The sequence below is a fragment of the Ligilactobacillus equi DSM 15833 = JCM 10991 genome, assembly GCF_001435735.1.
In the GTDB taxonomy this organism is placed as follows: Bacteria; Bacillota; Bacilli; order Lactobacillales; family Lactobacillaceae; genus Ligilactobacillus; species Ligilactobacillus equi.
The window spans coordinates 1-14,983 of sequence record NZ_AZFH01000067.1 but is presented as its reverse complement, the minus strand read 5'-3'; the positions used below and the strand labels follow the sequence as shown (position 1 = coordinate 14,983).

Below are 14,983 nucleotides of genomic sequence, written 5' to 3'. Positions count from 1 at the left end.
TTTTGCTTTTTTTTCGGTAAATCATTGTATAATAGAAAAAAAGAAAGAAGGTTTTAGAATGGCAAAGAAAATCGCAGTCGTATGTGCAAATGGTTGTGAAGAAATCGAAGCATTGACCCCAGTAGATGTTTTGCGTCGATTGGGTCAAGAGGTTGATATTGTAGGACTAAGCGGTCAAGAAATAACAGGGAGTCACCAAATTAAATTTAAAGCAGATAGACTTTTAGATGCGAGTCTCTTAGATTACGATATGGTTGTTTTACCTGGGGGGTTGCCTGGGGCGGATTACCTACGCGATAGTGAACTATTAGGTGATTTATTAAAGCAACGTCACCAAGCTGGAAAATGGAATGCGGCGATGTGTGCCGGTCCCAAAGCCTTAGCGAAAAATGGTTTGTTGGATGATACGGACTACACAGCTTATCCTGAAATTGATCAAGAAGTGGCTAATCAAGTCAAAGAAGCACGTTTCCATGATGATCAATTAGTGATTGTGGATCAAAAACAAAAGGTGATAACTAGTAGAGGCCCGGCGACAGCTTTGGCTTACGCTTATCAAATTGCACAAGTGCTTGGAATTGAAACCCAAAGTCTAGAAGAAGGAATGCTGTATACCTTCTTACAAGCACACATTAATGATTAGAGTGAAGAAGATGGCATTGGTCATCTTCTTTTCATTTTGCACCGTATGTTAATCACAAATCATAAATGTGCAAAAAGGGGTGGGAAAATAATAATAGTAAAAGCCTTAAGAAATCAATGCTTTTAGAACATAATTTCTCAAGACTTTTGATTTATAAAATTTTTTCAGGTATCTTTTTTTCTTAGTGTTCAGTTAATAGAATTACTCGAACAGAGCCAAAAAAATTAGCACCGTTGATTTGGAGGATTGGTCCATTCTTAGTAGCTGGTTCGTTAGCAATAACATTATCTGAACCAAAAATTGAAATCATATTACCACGAATATTCCAATTTTCAGGAACATAAAATAAGGTAGTTCCAAAAAGATTAACGCAATCGACAGTAATGGCTTGGTCACGTGTTTGGGTATCAAAATAGTATTTAGAAGTTCCGAAGAAATTGGCAATGTCGAGATCATTGATTTGGTCATCAAGATAGTGAGTTGTCGAAGAAAATAAGTTGGCATAATCTTCAGAACGACCGTGATGACTCATTTTTACCTTTTCTTTGCTGAATTTGAATGAACTTTCGGTATTTCGAAAAATCATGCTAAAACCAATTCCTAATAACATAATGACAACGAAGATAGTAGTTGGTGTAATTTCATAAAAATGATAGTCTTTTTGTATTAAATAACCCAACCAAGCTAAACCACTAATACCAACCCAATATTCTCTAGCTAAGAGTCCCATAACTAATAGCAGACTAGCTAATAGTTCCCACAAATTGAGTTTTAAATTAGGAAAAAGGTTAATATCTCCTAATAAGAGAGCTAAAGCAATTAAAATGAAGCCAATTCCACCAATAATATTTTTGTTTTTCATAGATTAAAACCTCTTTTCCATCAATTCTTCTAACATGCGTAAATACCGGCGTGAAACATAGATGCTTTTTTGACTATGACGAAACTCTAGTAAATTTCCAGTTAAACTTCGCGATAAGGCATAAATTTTATCAACGTTAACAATTCCTGACTTGGAAATACGTAGGAAATTTTCTGGCAATATTTCTTCGAGCTCATATAGTTTCAAGTTAACTTCTGCTTCTTCGGTTGTACTATGAGCGTGGACTTTTCCTTCTTGAGTCTGGAAAAAGATAATTTCAGAAATTTTCGGGAATATCTGACGTTCACCTTGGAGGAAACGCAATTTTTGTCCTTTAGTTTGCCTTTGTAGTTCTTTTTTAATCACCTTTTGCAAGGCATCAAAGTCTAGTTTAGCATCGTTTATTCTAACAAGGATTTCATCTTCAGTTAACTCTTGGTCTATTTGAATGCTAACTTTTTTCATTGCTCTTCCCTCCCCACATGATTAATAGTATCTAATTAGTTTTAAAAAGAAAAGTCTCAAATGCTAAGTGGTAATTTTTAGTATCTAAGCGGTCTTTTTTTAGCAAAAACTTTCTTAATAAGTTTGTAACGGGGAAATCTGTTCTTTGAATAAAATTTAGGCTCTTAACACAAATTACACAGTAGTATAAATTAGTTATTGTAATATTTGTAATATTTTTATATAAAAATAAACTCCTTATAAAACAATAAAGTAAGCGTGTGCACAGATAAATTTTTTTAAAATTAAATCTTAAGAAATAGCAACTTGATTTTTTTGTTACAATATTGTAATATTAAAGTGTGGAAAGGTTGATAACAACCGTAAGTGATTGAAAAAATAAATTTTTAGGAGGGATTTATTATGAGACTATGGACAAAGATTGGTGCAACGGTAGCAGGGATGTTGGTTTTAGGCGCTGGGGCAACTGCAAGTCTTGAAAGCCATCACCAAAGTAGTGACATGCAAGCTACTCCAAGTAGCCTGGTGGTAAGCTCAAGTAGTAGTCACAGATTAGCTAAGAAGAGCAGTGCTAAGGAAAGTATTAAAGATGCTGAAGTTAAAGTGCAAAGTAATCAAAATTCAAGTGCCGTAAGTCGCGTTGAGAGCCCAGCTAGTTCTAGTCAAGTAGTAAGCCCTCAAAGTAACACTAGCGTAGCTAATGCACAGGTGCAAGCGCCAGTGGCTTCTAGTCAAGCAACTTCTCAAGCTGCTTCAGCCGTTTCACAAGAAACTACTTCTTCAGTGGCGATGTCTGCTCCAGTGGCTCCGCAAGCTAAGAGTGAAGACAGCTATGTGGACCAAGCACTTAGCCAAACTACGAAAGAAAGCGGTATCAGTGAAGAAATGTTATTAGTTACCCAGGATGGTAACTTAATTCAAGTAAGAGAAAATCACACTAAGATGGCAGCAGCTGGAATGAATGTTGATTCTGCTGTTGATCCAGTGATTGCTACTTACACCGTTGAAAATGGACAATTAACACCACTCCAATAAAGTGATGGAGTTAAAGTTGACCTTAAGGGGTGATTATCATGAGACTTTGGGAAAAAATTGCTGTAACTGGTGGAATTTTAGCCACCTTAGCAGCCGGAACAATGGTTGCTAATAAAGTGACTACGGACAAGCAAAGTTCCGAATTTACAATTAGCGAAGTAAAAAAGAGTTCGAGCTCCAAAGTAAGTAAGAACAGTAGTCAAAAGGAAAAATCTAAAGAAACTAGCAATCAAGTTTCTAGTCAAGTAAGTTCAAGTCAGGCAAATTCCAGTCAGATAAGCTCAAGTCAGGTAAACACTAATACGAATGCTAAGACAGCTTCTTCAAGTAGTGTTGCTCAAGGACCAGCTGTAAGTAGTCAGGTACAAGCACCTAAGCCAGCTGAAACGCTAGCTCAGGATCGTTTGAGTCAAAATAATTTAGCTATTAGTCAAATTTATGGCGATATACCTTTGATTCGTAATATAGACGTACCAAGTGGCCGCATCTTAAATGCAAGTATCAATGGTGACCGCAATGATTACTCTGTGACTTACGGCTTAGGCAGTGTTGCTACAGAATTAAATGCAGATCCTAATTTTGTACCTTTGGTTTCTTTGAGTGTGACGACTTACGGTAGTGCCAGTGAAGCTCAAGCTAATCTTCAGGCTAATGTGATTGATACGACTGGTCTGCCTGTAGAAAATATTGCTGGTCAAACAGTCAGTGTTGATGCCGGAGCAGGCCAACGTTACTACAGTTGGCAAACTGGCAACTGGTATGCTAATGTGCACACCAGTGTGGTTGATGGTAGCGACGCTAATGTAGCTGAAAAAATTCAAGCTGTTGCTAATGTAACTAAGCCTCAAACTAGTCTTGGGGTAGTAGATTACATGGCGAATGGTGCTAAATTATCTTGGCAAGAAGGTAGCAAAGTTTACCATGTGACAGCTGATAGCCTAGCTCAAGCCAGTCAAGCTGCGATGAGTGTTAAATAATTCTTATGACCTGCGTGAAAGCGTAGGTCTTTTTTTTAAAAAATGCTATACTAAAGTGGAAAAAGAAAAATAAGGGAGTTTTTTGGAGTATGAAAAAATGGATGGGGATGGCGGTTACCGCTTTAGCCACTTTAACTTTGACGACGAGTGTGATTAAAGCTGACGATGAAAGTAATGCTAATACTGAAGCCGCGCAAGAATCAGTTGATTACAGTGGAGAAGTTCGAATCTCGGGGAAGACTAATCGGGAACGTTTGGGCCAGTTTAACTACCTATTACGTCATAATTTAGGTTATGATATCTACCCTCAAGTGGTTGGTTTTAAAGGCGAAAAGCAAAAAATCAATATACGCTATGAAGGAGACCAAAATAATTTTAAAGTTTATTATAGCAAGTCCAAAGAAATGCAAAACTTTAACACTGATAAGTTAAAGGGGGCTAAAACGTATGCTACTTTAACTAAGAAAACTTACGATAGTGTCGATAAAGCTAAAGCAGCAGTGAGCTTTAAAACAATTGATACTAAAAAATTAGGTAGCAAAATCCAATACTTAAAAAACAACCAACCAGCGGTAATTACTAAAGCTGCTGGCGGACAAACTTTACGGTGGAATTTTGGTGCAAAGTGGGAGAGTATCGTTATTGGTGCTGGTAATAGTACTACTAAAAAAGCAAATAAGGTAGCTACTAATGTGGCAAAAAATGGTTTACCATCTATTGATGGCAAAGGGGTTTTACGCTTTGACAATGATGGAAGTCAAATCAAATGGTATGATGGCAAGGTGGTTTACACTTTAGAAACCACGAGCTACAAGTCTGGTTTAGCTATGATACAAGCTTTAACCAATCCAGAAGCCCAAGCCAAAGCGGAAAGCCAAGCTAGTGCGCAAAGTCAAAGTGAATAATTTTAAGCCTTGAGTCTTGTGATTCGAGGCTTTTTTGGCTTAAATTTAAGTAGCAACGTAATTTAAACTAACAACTATAGTAATGGAGATTTTGCTAGCATATTATAAGAAAAATGTGTAAAATTATTTGGTAGTCAATAATGACAAAATAAATAAAATCGGAGAAAAGTCGCACGCTGACGGCTTTTAAACGAGGGGGTTAGATTTTGAAACAGCCAATTATTTCATTTCAGAATGTTGTCAAAAATTATGACGGACAGCCAGTTTTAAAGAATGTGAGTTTTGATATCGAGGAGGGTAAATTTTATACCTTACTAGGACCTTCTGGATGTGGCAAAACAACCATTTTACGGATAATCGCAGGTTTTTCAGAGCCAACCAAAGGAGATGTCTATTTTCAAGGGCAAAAGGTTAATCATATTCCGGCCAATAAGCGTCAGGTTAATACGGTTTTCCAGGATTATGCCTTATTCCCACACATGAATGTTTATGAAAATGTGGCTTTTGGATTGAAAATTAAGAAATTACCAGCTGATCAAATTGATGCCAAAGTCAAGGAAGCTTTACAGATGGTTCGTTTAGCTGGCTTTGAAAAGCGTGGAATTAATGAGATGTCTGGGGGACAAAGACAGCGAGTAGCGATTGCGCGCGCCTTAGCGAATGAGCCCAAAATTTTACTCTTGGATGAACCGCTCTCGGCTCTGGATCATAAGTTACGCACGGAAATGCAATACGAGTTGCGGAATCTTCAAAGAAAACTCGGGATTACTTTTATTTTTGTGACTCATGACCAAGAAGAAGCTTTAGCCATGAGTGATGAAATTTTTGTCCTAAATAACGGTAATATTGTTCAAAGTGGTAGTCCGGTTGATATTTATGATGAACCAATCAACCATTATGTGGCTGACTTTATTGGAGAAAGTAACATTGTTAAAGCTACAATGGTGCGCGATGAGCTGGTGCACTTTGCTGGACACAATTTTGCCTGTGTGGATGGGGGGATGCGCCCTAATGAAGCAGTGGAAGTTGTTTTACGTCCGGAAGATTTAACGTTAACGATGGTGGAAGCAGGGAAAATAACCGTTCAGGTACAAACACAACTCTTCCGAGGAGTTCACTATGAAATCATTTGTCAGGATCAGGATGGTAATGAATGGATGGTGCATTCGACGCGTAAAGCCGTGCCAGGAAAAACTTATGGTTTGAATTTTGAGCCCGAGGATATTCATGTTATGCGCTTCAACGAGTCAGAAGCGGATTTCGATGCGCGGCTTGAAAGTTATGAGGATTAGCCCATGAAGAAAATGCAGACATTTTTTGCAATCCCTTATTTTTTATGGCTAGGGCTATTTGTGATTGCACCTTTGGCTTTGGTTTTTGGGTATTCTTTTTTAGATACCGCTGGTCATTTTACATTAGCTAACTATGCCAATTATTTTGGCTCATTGAAGTATCTACTGATGACCTTCAATTCGGTCTGGTATGCCTTTTTAATTACGATAGTAACCTTAATAATTTCTTATCCGACAGCCTATTTTTTGACTAAACTCAAACACAAACAATTATGGTTGCTGTTAATCATTTTACCCACTTGGATTAATTTACTTTTAAAAGCCTACGCTTTTATTGGTATTTTTGGTATTCATGGCGGTTTGAATAATTTTTTAGCTTTCTTTGGGATTGCCCCCAAACAAATCCTTTTTACGGATGTGAGTTTTATCGTAGTAGCTACTTATATTCAAATTCCTTTTATGGTCCTGCCGATTTTTAATGCCCTAGAAGAATTAAATGATTCCTTTATTGCAGCAGCTCAAGATTTGGGAGCCAATAAATTCCAAACTTTTTGGAAGGTAATTTTTCCCTTGTCTTTAGGTGGGGTGCGTAGTGGAGTACAGTCTGTCTTTATCCCATCCTTATCACTCTTTATGCTGACCCGTTTAATTGGAGGAAATCGGGTGATTACTTTGGGAACAGCGATTGAAGAACACTTCTTGGTGACTCAAAATTGGGGTATGGGTGCTACCATTGGCGTAATTTTAATCCTTGCCATGGTGCTAGTCATGTTGCTAACTGGAGAAAGAAAAAAAGGGGGGCCAAAGAATGAAGAATAAGGGCTTATGGTCGAAAGTCTACTTAACCTTAGTATTTGTGAGTTTATATTTACCAATCTTTTACTTAATATTCTATGCCTTTAACCAAGGGGAAGATATGGGAAAGTTTAGTGGCTTTTCTTGGGTCCACTTTGCGGAGCTATTTGAAGATACGCGCTTAATTATTATCTTGCTCGAAACTTTTTTATTGGCCTTTTTATCTGCACTCCTGGCAACACTTATCGGAGTCTTTGGCACGTTGTACTATTCTTACCTAAAGCATAGTCGAAGTAAGAATCTACTACTTTCCTTAAATAATGTGCTTATGGTGTCACCGGATGTGATGATTGGGGCAAGTTTCTTAATTTTGTTTACGGCTTTAGGCTCACTAATCGGTGGTATTAGATTAGGCTTTCTGACAGTGTTATTATCCCATGTGGCCTTTTCAATTCCAATTGTTGTGCTAATGGTCTTACCACGTTTACAAGAAATGAATGATTCTTTAGTTTGGGCGGCCTATGATTTAGGGGCCAATAATTGGCAAACTTTAACCCAAATTGTACTACCGTATTTAACGCCTGGAATTATCGCCGGCTATTTTATGGCGTTCACTTATTCTCTAGATGATTTTGCAGTGACCTTCTTTGTGACGGGGAACGGCTTTACAACTTTAGCTGTGGAAATTTACTCGCGGGCGCGGCAGGGAGTTAGTTTAGAGATTAATGCTTTGAGTACCTTAGTTTTCCTATTTGCCTTGTTATTAGTGGTGGGTTACTACTTCATTAGTAAAGACCGACAAACTAAGAAGGGGGGAAGTAAGCTATGAAACGTTTACGGACCTTAATAATAGGAATTGTTGCTTTGATCGGTATTCTATGGCTAGGTGTTTATCAACTTAATAAGACCAGTGGCAATCAAAATGCTAAGGTTTTAAATATTTATAATTGGGGGGATTATATTGATCCCAAGTTAATTACCAAGTTTGAAAAACAAACGGGTTACAAGGTGAATTATGAAACTTTTGATTCTAACGAAGCTATGTACACCAAGTTACAACAAGGAGGTACGAACTATGATGTTGTCGTGCCCAGTGAATACATGATTCAAAAAATGAAAAAAGCTCATTTGTTGTCAACTTTGGATCATCGGCAGTTACCAAACCTGAAATATATCAGTAGTTCTTACTTGAATCAAAGTTTTGATCCACAAAATAAGTATACGGTTCCTTATTTCTGGGGAACCTTAGGGATTGTCTATAACGATCAGGTCTACCAAGCTAGTGATTTTCAATCATGGAATCAGCTATGGAACCAAAAATTCCGCGGGCAAATCATGTTTATTGATGGTGCCCGAGAATTTATGGGGATTGGTTTGACGAGTTTAGGTTATTCGTTAAATAGCACCAACGGTTACCATCTTCATCAAGCCTATGAGAAGTTGAAGTTGCTGATGCCTAACGCCAAAGCTATTGTCGCTGATGAAATTAAAATGTATATGGCTAACGGTGAGGCCAATGTGGCGGTAACGTATTCTGGTGAGGCGGTGGATATGCTAGATAGAAATGATCATCTTCACTATGTCTTACCAAAAGAAGGCACCAATTTGTGGTTTGACAATCTGGCGATTCCCAAAAGTGCTCAAAATAAAAAAGGTGCCTATGCCTTTATTAACTTTATGTTAGAACCGGAAAATGCAGCTGCTAATGCGGAGTATGTGGGTTATTCAACTCCTAATACTGGAGCTTTAAAGTTACTGCCTAAATCAGTAACTGCTAATAAGCAATTTTATCCAACTAAGCAAGCTTTAAGCAAGATGGAAGTTTATAAAGATTTAGGTCCCAGCTGGGTTGAAAAATACAATGATTACTTCTTAGAATTAAAGATGTATCGCAAGTAAGCAAAAAGACAGACATCAATTGCCTGTCTTTTTTAGTTTATTCAGCATTCTTTTTGCTACGTGCAGCATTTTTCCGACGATCAAAGTCGATAAATTTAAATTTATCAGGGCGTTGGTAAGAAGTGGTTAATTGGAAGAGACTCGTATTGTCTAAGTAAGACATACTACGAATAACAGCTACGTAGTCGCCTTCTGTTAATTCTAAGATTTTGCAGACGTCTGCCGGGGCTTTTTCGACCGTAATTTCACGGGTTGAATAGGAAATTACTAATTCAAGTTTTTCTTCCAAATACTTGTATAGGTTAGAAACATCTTCGGTTTTAATTTCTGGCACGAAGGTCTTGAAAAGAAATTCTTGGTTTAAAACGGCAGGAACATCGTCTTTGTAACGTAAGTATTCAGTCCAGTAAGCAGAGTTACCAGCTTCTTCAAGGGGATGACCTGAAAAATCGTCTGGAATAATCCGTGATTCTAAATTTAAGACTTCAATGCTACCTTTGTGCCCCAAAGATTGGTCACGTTTCTTGAAATCGACTATCCCAGAGATAGGAAAAGTAAAGTCTTGCATGTCTAGGACTAGAGAACCTTTACCACGGATTTTCTGGATAAGTCCTAGAGAAGTTAACTGAGCTAGGGCTTTCCGAACTGTTTCTCGTGAAGTACCATAAAGTTCACATAGTCGGTGTTCAGAAGGTAAGTAATCACCAGGATTATATTGTTTGAATTTAATTTTTTGCACGATATCTTGTGCGATAATTTCTTGTTTGGATAGAGTCGCCATATTTTTAACCCCTTATTACGTAAGTTTTAATTTTATTATAGCAAAAAAAAATAAGCATACAAGTTTTTCTTGGACTAGGGCTTGCGATAGTCGCCTTTTAAGTCTAAATGGTAGACAAGTCTAAATATTAAAAAGAGGCAAGGAAACATGATTTTTCGATGAATTTAAAAATGATAATCATAAAAAAACACTAGAAATTATGCTTAAAAGCAATAATTTCTAGTGTTTTTTCAAACTTTAGAGTAATTTTTTAATCGGCATATTTAGGAAAAAGTGAGTCAACTGACTGGTGGTTGTAAATTAAATCTATCGCTTTAGCGAAGAGTGGGGCAGTTGAAAGCACAGTTAAGTTATCAAAACGTTTGTAATCAGGAATTTCAATCGTATCTGTAACAATAACTTCCTTATATGGAGAAGCCTTTAATTCTTCTACTGCATTGGCTGAAAAGATGGCATGGGTGGCACAAGCGTAGACATCGGTAGCCCCAGCGTTTTTTAGTGCCATGGCAGCGTCAGCCATCTTACCACCAGTATCAATCATATCATCGAAGACAATACATTTGTGACCAGCTACATCCCCAATCACCATGGTGTTTTCGGGATTTAAGAGACGACTAGAGTCACGCTTGTCGACAATGGCAATTGGAGCCTTGAGGAATTGTGCTAAATTACGGGCCATCTTAACTCCAGTGTGATCAGGAGCAACTACAACGACATCTTCATCGATTTTCTTACCCAAGAAGTAGTCAGCTAAAAGATAGATAGCCTTTAAGTGATCTACTGGAATATTGAAGAACCCTTGTAATTGACCAGCGTGAAGGTCGAGAGTAATTACTCGGTCAGCACCAGCCAATTGAATGAAGTTTGAAACCAACTTGGCAGTGATAGGTTCCCGAGAACGTGCTTTCCGATCGGCGCGTGCGTAACCAAAGTAAGGTACAATAGCGTTAATTGAACCAGCACTGGCTCGGCGTAAAGCATCCATCATAATCATTAATTCCATCAAATTTTCATTAACTGGATCACTGATTGATTGAATGATAAAAACGTCATTTCCCCGCACACTCTCGTTGATGTTAATCTGAATTTCTCCATCACTAAAGTGTTTAACTGAGGCGTCACATAAAGGGACGCCCATTTCAGCAGCAATTTTTTGGGCCAATTCTTGGTTAGAATTAAGCGCAAATAATTTAATTCCGTTATTTTCTTGCATTTTACGGCTCCTCTAAGAATAAAAAGTAAGTGCGTTATTACAACTTTAATTATAGTCAATTTCCCAGGTAAAATTCAAGATAAGAGACTAAAAAGTTTTGCCAAGCAGTAAAATGTTCGGTTTTAGCATAAAAAATCCCGCTGTTATCATGAACAGCGGGACAGAATAACTTGCTTTAGGCAGCATGATGATTTGTTGCTTGCGGATTTTCGACAATGACTAATTTACCGGCTTGCATTTCAGCCTTGAGGTGTTGAACGTTTAAGTGGTCCAAGTAAAAGTCAGTAACCTGGTCACGAATTTGAGCCTCAATAACCCGCCGTAGAGGGCGTGCTCCCATGGCTTCATCGTAACCTTCTTCAATCAAGAAATCCTTAGCTTCGTCAGTTACAACTAAATCTAGGCCTTTCTTGGCTAAGGTTTGGTTAACATCGCTAATCATGAGGTCAACGATTTGCTTGAGGTCTGCTTTACTTAGGTGGGAGAATTCAACAATCGCATTGAAGCGGTTGAGGAATTCAGGACGGAAGTAGGGGGCTAGTCGGTCCATTAAGGCTTGATCATGTGGGTCACCGTTCAAGGACTCATTACCAAAACCAGCATTAGAAGTGGCAATGATCACGGTGTTTTTGAAGTTGACTTGGTTGCCTTGCCCATCAGTCAAGTGGCCATCATCTAAAACTTGCAGTAACAAGGTTAAGACTTGAGGGTTAGCCTTTTCAATTTCATCCAACAAGACAATGGAGTAAGGATTACGTCTTACTTTTTCTGTTAAAGTGTTAGCATTGTCATCGTAGCCGACGTAACCTGCGGTGGTCCCAATTAATTTAGAAACGGCGGTTAAATCACTGTATTCGGACATGTCTAAGCGGATAATGTTATTTTTGTTACCAAACATATCCAAGGCTAATTGCTTAGCTAATTCGGTTTTACCGACTCCGGTGGGTCCCACAAAGAGGAAGGAACCGATTGGACGGTTACCTTCATCAAAGCCAGCCCGATTACGGCGAATAGCACGACTTACTGCTTGGACGGCTTCGTCTTGGCCAATAACCTTGCCAGCTAGACGTTTGCCCATATCCTTGAGTCTTTGGATGTCACTAGCTCCCAATTTAGAAACAGGAATCCCGGTTAGTCTTTCGACGGCTTGGGCCACATCTTCAGGTGTAGCGACAACCTTACTTTGATCTTGATTATTGTCGATTTGTGCTTGAAGGTTGATAATCTTAGTTTTGACTTCTGCTGCTCCCTGATAGTCTTCTTTTTGAGCTAAATCGTTTTGTTGAACTTTGAGTTGGGCGATTTCTTCTTCCAAAGCTTTAACATCAGTGACAGGGTGCTTAGCAGCTAGGTGTGCGGCCGTCATGTCAATTAAGTCAATTGCTTTGTCAGGCAAGCTTCTTTGGGGAATAAATTGGATGGAATAATCCACCGCGGCCTTTAAAACATCGTCATTTAAAACAACATTGTGGTGTTGTTGGTAAAGGTCACGAATTCCTTGGAGAATCTTGAAAGTATCTTCCGCACTTGGAGCGTTAACGGTTACTTGATTGAATCGCCGGGCTAAAGCGCCATCTTTCATGATGGTGTTACGATATTCGTCTTGGGTTGTGGCCCCAATTAAAGTGATTTCTCCTCGAGAAAGGGCGGGTTTTAAAATGTCAGATAAACCTTTAGAACCATTATCACCGCCCATACCTCCGGCGCCTAGAATTTGGTGAATTTCGTCGAAGAAGAGAATAATATTGCCAGCATTCTTAACTTCTTTAACTAAGTTTTGAATATTTTCTTCAAAGGAACCCCGATACTGAGTACCAGCTTCAAGATTGGAAATGTCAATGGCAATAATTTCCTTATTCTTGATGGCAGCGGGGACATCACCGTGAACAATCGCTTGGGCTAACCCTTCGACGACGGCCGTCTTACCGACCCCAGCGTCACCGACTAAAACGGGATTATTCTTAGTGCGTCGCGCCAAAATTTCGGCAGTTTCTTGAATTTCTTGATTGCGACCAATAACTGGGTCAAGCTTGTTTTCACGTGCTTCTTGGGTTAAGTTGCGCCCTAATTTAGCTAAGATTCCATCAGTTTTGATAGCATTTGTTTTACCTTCTTGACTGGTCTCTTGGGTAGGTAAATTTCCGGTACGTCTGAACTCTTGGAATTCTTCCGGAGTAACTTGACGACCGTTAATTAAATAACGTCGTTCAGAGTTGATGCCGTTTATGTTGCCCATTAAGTGGTTGAAGATGTCATCCATGTTGTTAAAAGGATCGTTAGTGTAAGCCATAATAAATGCCTCCTAGAATTATTAGTTTTCGTGGTATGACGGGTGCTAAAAAGCCCCTAAATGAAGGTTAGTGACTAACAAACAAATACGGACTGTCTTACTTATTTAGCTGGTTACCCGCCTCGAGTTGCAGATACTGTTCTTCAAGTTCCTTTAAGACTTGCCACATAGCTTGATGGCGAGCCTTAGCCAATGCATCCAAATCACGTAAATTCAGCGAAGTGGCATTGCTTTGCGGTTTATTGAAGGACTTGTGTAAAGTGGTGTAACCATAACCTGAAATTTTAGCAACCTGATAGATAGTTAAATCTTGGTCAGCTAAGTAGGTTTTGATATCGATTTTCATCATTCTCACCTCTTACAATTTATATTATACCACATTTGTGATATATCACAAGTGTAAAATGATGATTTTTGAAAAAATTTTGGCGGTGGATTAAATTCGCCTTTATAGCGAAAATCCAGTAAAATAGAATCACGAATCAAATTTGAAAGGAATTTATTATGGAGATTACACATGCTGTCATTAACATTATGGATAAAAATATCAATAGTGCAGTTTTTTCGCAAAAAGAGTTACCTTTGCGTGAACATTTGGTGCAAGAATACGTACAAAAAATTGTGGAAAAATTTCTTAAAAGTGAATGCATTACTTTTGGGGTAGAACAAAGTGAACCAGCTTTATATTTAGCTTCAGATGAAGATAACTTTTTAATGAGGGCAGAGCAATTAACTCAGCACGTCTTTGAGAGTTTAGCGGGTTGGCAGGAAGTTCCAACAGGAGATATGCTATTTATCGAAGCTGTCGACCAAATGGGTGCTAATTATGTGGGGATGTTAAAATTAGACTATTCTGTTAAGTACACGCACTTGGTGGATTATGATGATAATAATCAAGTGGTTAATAAAATTCAAAAGAATGAGGCTATTTTACCCGCACCTACCCAGGCTTTGAACACAGGAATTATTATCAAAGACCAAAAAACTTGTTTCGTACGTGACCGCAAATACAAGGACGTTCAAGGTAATTGGTCTTTCCAAGAAAATGTACTTGAGGTTAAAGAAAAACAAGTTAAGACTAGTGATGAAATTAATGCTGTAAAAAAAGCCCTTAAGAGTGTGGCTGAGAAATATGACCTGCCGGCTTATGAAGTGGCAGCGGAAGCCCAAACAGTAGTTTACGAAGGAATTGGCAATGAAGGGCAGATTAATAATGAAGCCCTAGCCCAAGCAGTTTTTAAAGAAAATTACACAGCTAAGCAGGAATTTTTAGCAGAATTAGATAAAAAAGAGATGGCCAAACAAGTTGATGTAACAGCCAATGCGCCTATTTTTGAAAAAAAGTATCAAAAACAAAAATTAAAACTAGATAATGGTATTGAAATTACGGTGCCAGTAGAATTATTGAAGAATAAAGACGTGATTGAATTTATTAACCAAGAAGACGGTTCCTTAGAAGTAGTCTTACGCAATATTGACTCCATCAAGAACTCATTTTAATCGAAAAAGGAAAAATCCTCGGTTCCGAAGTGAACTGAGGATTTTTAATGAAAAAGGAGCGTAAATCCCCCTACTTTAGTGGGGGGATATAAGCTCCACTCGATAGCTCGTAAGAGCTATTTTGTTTTTTTCTAAATATTCTTTAGCTAATTTAGATAATATCTCTGAAACAGATGAATGTTCCTTGATTGTTTGTATTTTCAAGCTATCATTAAGTTCAACATTCATATAGATATTTATCCTTTTTTGTTTTCTGCCACAGCCCCCACATTGTGTAATTGAGTATATTTTGTTATAATATAACTGTACTAAAGGAGGTGAAAATC

Annotated in this window: 16 protein-coding genes; 9 read left to right on the top strand and 7 right to left on the bottom strand. The window is 38.1% G+C overall.

Annotated features, from left to right (window positions below; genetic code table 11):
* The first annotated feature begins 58 nt into the window (after positions 1–58).
* Complete coding sequence (locus tag FC36_RS05740) at positions 59–643, top strand: DJ-1 family glyoxalase III (protein WP_025020416.1); 585 nt, start codon at positions 59–61, stop codon at positions 641–643.
* A 181-nt stretch (positions 644–824) separates the two neighbouring features.
* On the opposite strand, the gene FC36_RS05735 is transcribed toward FC36_RS05740, so the two are convergent.
* Positions 825–1,505 carry a LiaF transmembrane domain-containing protein gene (locus FC36_RS05735; RefSeq protein WP_023860380.1) on the bottom strand — a complete coding sequence of 227 codons (681 nt, stop codon included), beginning with the start codon at positions 1,503–1,505 and terminating at the stop codon, positions 825–827.
* A gap of 3 nt (positions 1,506–1,508) precedes the next feature.
* A complete protein-coding gene (locus tag FC36_RS05730) occupies positions 1,509–1,970 on the bottom strand; it encodes a LytTR family DNA-binding domain-containing protein (RefSeq protein ID WP_025020417.1) in 462 nt (153 codons plus the stop codon).
* A 402-nt stretch (positions 1,971–2,372) separates the two neighbouring features.
* Between FC36_RS05730 and FC36_RS05725 the strand changes: the two genes are divergently transcribed.
* The 7 genes from FC36_RS05725 to FC36_RS05695 all read left to right on the top strand — a co-directional run bounded on the left by FC36_RS05725 (position 2,373) and on the right by FC36_RS05695 (position 8,873).
* On the top strand, positions 2,373–3,005 hold the full coding sequence (locus tag FC36_RS05725; RefSeq protein ID WP_025020418.1) for a hypothetical protein: 633 nt from the start codon (positions 2,373–2,375) through the stop codon (positions 3,003–3,005).
* Positions 3,006–3,043: 38 nt separating this feature from the next.
* Positions 3,044–3,982 carry a hypothetical protein gene (locus FC36_RS05720; RefSeq protein ID WP_025020419.1) on the top strand — a complete coding sequence of 313 codons (939 nt, stop codon included), beginning with the start codon at positions 3,044–3,046 and terminating at the stop codon, positions 3,980–3,982.
* An 89-nt stretch (positions 3,983–4,071) separates the two neighbouring features.
* A complete protein-coding gene (locus FC36_RS05715; protein WP_025020420.1) occupies positions 4,072–4,887 on the top strand; it encodes a hypothetical protein in 816 nt (271 codons plus the stop codon).
* A gap of 206 nt (positions 4,888–5,093) precedes the next feature.
* Complete coding sequence (locus FC36_RS05710) at positions 5,094–6,179, top strand: ABC transporter ATP-binding protein (protein ID WP_025020421.1); 1,086 nt, start codon at positions 5,094–5,096, stop codon at positions 6,177–6,179.
* 3 nt (positions 6,180–6,182) lie between these two features.
* Positions 6,183–6,998 (top strand): ABC transporter permease, encoded by an 816-nt coding sequence (locus FC36_RS05705; protein ID WP_023860386.1) that lies wholly within the window; start codon positions 6,183–6,185, stop codon positions 6,996–6,998.
* Positions 6,988–7,803 carry an ABC transporter permease gene (locus FC36_RS05700; protein WP_023860387.1) on the top strand — a complete coding sequence of 272 codons (816 nt, stop codon included), beginning with the start codon at positions 6,988–6,990 and terminating at the stop codon, positions 7,801–7,803. Before FC36_RS05705 ends, FC36_RS05700 begins: the two co-directional genes overlap by 11 nt.
* The gene (locus FC36_RS05695) at positions 7,800–8,873 is read left to right on the top strand and encodes an ABC transporter substrate-binding protein (protein WP_025020422.1); all 1,074 of its coding nucleotides are present in this window, start codon (positions 7,800–7,802) and stop codon (positions 8,871–8,873) included. The genes FC36_RS05700 and FC36_RS05695 overlap by 4 nt, the downstream gene beginning before the upstream one ends.
* A 37-nt stretch (positions 8,874–8,910) precedes the next feature.
* Here the strand turns inward: FC36_RS05695 and treR are convergent, their stop codons facing one another.
* The 4 genes from treR to FC36_RS05675 all read right to left on the bottom strand — a co-directional run bounded on the left by treR (position 8,911) and on the right by FC36_RS05675 (position 13,503).
* Complete coding sequence (gene treR, locus FC36_RS05690) at positions 8,911–9,654, bottom strand: trehalose operon repressor (protein ID WP_023860389.1); 744 nt, start codon at positions 9,652–9,654, stop codon at positions 8,911–8,913.
* A gap of 250 nt (positions 9,655–9,904) precedes the next feature.
* Entirely contained in the window at positions 9,905–10,867 is a 963-nt protein-coding gene (locus tag FC36_RS05685; protein WP_023860390.1) for a ribose-phosphate diphosphokinase, read from the bottom strand.
* 175 nt (positions 10,868–11,042) lie between these two features.
* Complete coding sequence (locus tag FC36_RS05680) at positions 11,043–13,157, bottom strand: AAA family ATPase (protein ID WP_056986762.1); 2,115 nt, start codon at positions 13,155–13,157, stop codon at positions 11,043–11,045.
* Between the two features lie 97 nt (positions 13,158–13,254).
* Positions 13,255–13,503, bottom strand: coding sequence for a hypothetical protein (locus FC36_RS05675; RefSeq protein ID WP_023860392.1), 249 nt, complete (start codon positions 13,501–13,503; stop codon positions 13,255–13,257).
* Between the two features lie 158 nt (positions 13,504–13,661).
* Between FC36_RS05675 and FC36_RS05670 the strand changes: the two genes are divergently transcribed.
* On the top strand, positions 13,662–14,657 hold the full coding sequence (locus FC36_RS05670) for a nucleoid-associated protein (protein ID WP_056986761.1): 996 nt from the start codon (positions 13,662–13,664) through the stop codon (positions 14,655–14,657).
* 75 nt (positions 14,658–14,732) lie between these two features.
* Here the strand turns inward: FC36_RS05670 and FC36_RS12475 are convergent.
* The coding region (locus FC36_RS12475; protein ID WP_235805806.1) for a hypothetical protein at positions 14,733–14,983 on the bottom strand (251 nt) is incomplete at its 5' end.

Coding starts and splice junctions, on each gene's coding strand:
- FC36_RS05740 (WP_025020416.1), top strand. CDS start 59: ATGGCAAAGAAAATCGCAGTCGTATGTGCAAATGGTTGTGAAGAAATC.
- FC36_RS05735 (WP_023860380.1), bottom strand. CDS start 1,505: ATGAAAAACAAAAATATTATTGGTGGAATTGGCTTCATTTTAATTGCT.
- FC36_RS05730 (WP_025020417.1), bottom strand. CDS start 1,970: ATGAAAAAAGTTAGCATTCAAATAGACCAAGAGTTAACTGAAGATGAA.
- FC36_RS05725 (WP_025020418.1), top strand. CDS start 2,373: ATGAGACTATGGACAAAGATTGGTGCAACGGTAGCAGGGATGTTGGTT.
- FC36_RS05720 (WP_025020419.1), top strand. CDS start 3,044: ATGAGACTTTGGGAAAAAATTGCTGTAACTGGTGGAATTTTAGCCACC.
- FC36_RS05715 (WP_025020420.1), top strand. CDS start 4,072: ATGAAAAAATGGATGGGGATGGCGGTTACCGCTTTAGCCACTTTAACT.
- FC36_RS05705 (WP_023860386.1), top strand. CDS start 6,183: ATGAAGAAAATGCAGACATTTTTTGCAATCCCTTATTTTTTATGGCTA.
- FC36_RS05700 (WP_023860387.1), top strand. CDS start 6,988: ATGAAGAATAAGGGCTTATGGTCGAAAGTCTACTTAACCTTAGTATTT.
- FC36_RS05695 (WP_025020422.1), top strand. CDS start 7,800: ATGAAACGTTTACGGACCTTAATAATAGGAATTGTTGCTTTGATCGGT.
- treR (WP_023860389.1), bottom strand. CDS start 9,654: ATGGCGACTCTATCCAAACAAGAAATTATCGCACAAGATATCGTGCAA.
- FC36_RS05685 (WP_023860390.1), bottom strand. CDS start 10,867: ATGCAAGAAAATAACGGAATTAAATTATTTGCGCTTAATTCTAACCAA.
- FC36_RS05680 (WP_056986762.1), bottom strand. CDS start 13,157: ATGGCTTACACTAACGATCCTTTTAACAACATGGATGACATCTTCAAC.
- FC36_RS05675 (WP_023860392.1), bottom strand. CDS start 13,503: ATGAAAATCGATATCAAAACCTACTTAGCTGACCAAGATTTAACTATC.
- FC36_RS05670 (WP_056986761.1), top strand. CDS start 13,662: ATGGAGATTACACATGCTGTCATTAACATTATGGATAAAAATATCAAT.